Source organism: Nonomuraea rhizosphaerae (genome assembly GCF_019396405.1).
GTDB classification, from domain to species: domain Bacteria; phylum Actinomycetota; class Actinomycetes; order Streptosporangiales; family Streptosporangiaceae; genus Nonomuraea; species Nonomuraea rhizosphaerae.
In genome coordinates, this window is record NZ_JAHKRL010000497.1 from 1 (window position 1) to 1812 (window position 1812).

Sequence of the window (1812 nt, forward strand, 5' to 3'; positions counted from 1 at the left end):
CCCGGCGTTCAGACTACATTTCGGGCTCACAGCCCCAAGTACCGGCGACGTCGGCGAGCAACCACACCCGATCTTCACGCCTCACGGCGTCCTGCGGATATCGGCGACTACATGCACCAACACGTCTTCGGACGCGCCGGCATGACCGGCTCCGCCTACTGCACCAGAAACCAGTGGCTCGCCGACGAGCACATCGCGCATCCCTACATGCGCCAGCCCGACGGCAGCCGCATCGACGCCGTCCGTAACCTGGACAAGGACAGCCTGAGCCAGCAGGGACCAGGGGAGAACCCGGGCCGCGGCTTCATCGGCAACGTCTTCGCCACCGCACCGGACCTGGTCCGTTTCGCCGAAGCGGTGCGCAACGCCACGGTGCTGAACCGGCCCTATGCCGACCTGTACACCGGGGCCAACCGCCCCGGCCGCACACCCACGTCGTTCTCCGCGTACTCGGGTGTGCTCCACATCGTCAACGGCCGCCAGACGGTGTCCGGGCGCGGCGGCGGCACCGGTGGCGTCAGTGCCAACTGGAACATCTACCTGGACACCGGCTGGGTCGGCGTCGTCCTCAGCAACTACGACGACCTCCCGGAGTTCGGGGAGATCCTCGGCCAGGAGCAGCGGGCCATCACCGGCCAGGGCTGACCCGCGCCCACGGCCCGGCCCGCACGAAGAACAGCGGCTGGCTCAGGCGGCGCCGGTGCGCGTCACCAGGCCCATCGCGACGCCGGCGATCGTGGCGTGCACCCGGAAGCACGCACCAGCCAGGCCATATCGCCGGCCCGGCGGCGGCCGCAGCCGACGCGGACAGGCCACGTCTTCGGCCACGGTAGCGCTCCGGAGGCGGGTTTCAGGGCGCGGGCAGCAGTTCGCTGATCAACTTTTCGACGCGGGCGCGGATCTCGTCGCGGATGGGGCGTACAGCCTCGATGCCTTGTCCGGCGGGGTCGTCGAGCGTCCAGTCCTCGTACCGTTTGCCGGGGAAGATGGGGCAGGCGTCGCCGCAGCCCATCGTGATGACCACGTCCGAGGCCTGTACCGCGTCAGTGGTGAGAATCTTGGGTTGCTCAGTGGTGATGTCGACGCCGGCCTCGCGCATGGCCTCGACCGCGACCGGGTTGACCTGGTCGGCGGGGGCGGAACCGGCCGAGCGGACCTCGATGCGATCTCCAGCCAGGTGGGTGAGCCAGCCGGCGGCCATCTGGGAGCGGCCGGCGTTGTGAACACAGACGAACAGGACGCTGGGAGTGTTGCTCACAGGTGACTGCCTTCTTCAGGTTGCGGGGATTTCGAGGTCGTCGCTGCGGCCTTCGACGCGGGCCAGGGCGTGCAGGCGCTGGCGGGCGAAGCGTTCGGCCAGGAGTGAGAGATAGTGGGAATCTTGCCGTGCAGGGCGAGCTGGTCATAGCTGGTGTGCAGGGCGTGTCGCCGATCGGTGGACAGGTCCGGGTGGCGGTAGGTCTGGGGCATGGCTACTCCCTGGGGATGCACGGCGGGTGCCAGCCGTTGGACGCGGTCGGCGAAGTCGGTGAGTTGTTCATGTGCGGCGTCGCAGACGGCCACGACCAGGTCGTCGGGGCGTAGCGTCTGCTGTACGTGGCAGGTCGCGGCTCGTCCCAGGTTGAGCCCGTGCCGGTGGGCCAGCGCGACCGCAGCGCGACGGGCAGCAGGCCGGCCAGGGACTGCGGCACCAGACGCAGGTAGGTGCGCCGCCGATCGCCTTCGGAGCGGCGGCGCACCACCACTCCCCGCTCGCCGGGAGAGGCGTCGCCCAGCAGCAGCCGATCCACGATGGCCGGTCGGGCCGGGTGG

5 protein-coding genes are annotated in these 1812 nt (G+C 69.8%); 1 reads left to right on the top strand and 4 read right to left on the bottom strand.

The features are described 5' to 3' along the window. Nucleotides 1-99: 99 nt before the first annotated feature. Nucleotides 100-645: a serine hydrolase gene (locus tag KME77_RS25915; protein ID WP_372451228.1), complete on the top strand. Its 546-nt coding sequence runs from the start codon at nucleotides 100-102 to the stop codon at nucleotides 643-645. A gap of 42 nt (nucleotides 646-687) precedes the next feature. Here KME77_RS25915 and KME77_RS30065 read toward each other — a convergent pair whose 3' ends face one another. From KME77_RS30065 to KME77_RS25930, 4 genes are all read right to left on the bottom strand, one after another. Then, nucleotides 688-816: a hypothetical protein gene (locus KME77_RS30065; protein ID WP_281424258.1), complete on the bottom strand. Its 129-nt coding sequence runs from the start codon at nucleotides 814-816 to the stop codon at nucleotides 688-690. A gap of 34 nt (nucleotides 817-850) precedes the next feature. After that, nucleotides 851-1258 (bottom strand): arsenate reductase ArsC, encoded by a 408-nt coding sequence (locus KME77_RS25920; protein ID WP_219471554.1) that lies wholly within the window; start codon nucleotides 1256-1258, stop codon nucleotides 851-853. Further along, nucleotides 1255-1470: a hypothetical protein gene (locus KME77_RS25925; RefSeq protein WP_219471555.1), complete on the bottom strand. Its 216-nt coding sequence runs from the start codon at nucleotides 1468-1470 to the stop codon at nucleotides 1255-1257. Before KME77_RS25925 ends, KME77_RS25920 begins: the two co-directional genes overlap by 4 nt. Nucleotides 1471-1472: 2 nt before the next feature. Next, on the bottom strand, nucleotides 1473-1812 hold a 340-nt coding region (locus KME77_RS25930), incomplete at its 5' end, for a hypothetical protein (RefSeq protein ID WP_443679677.1).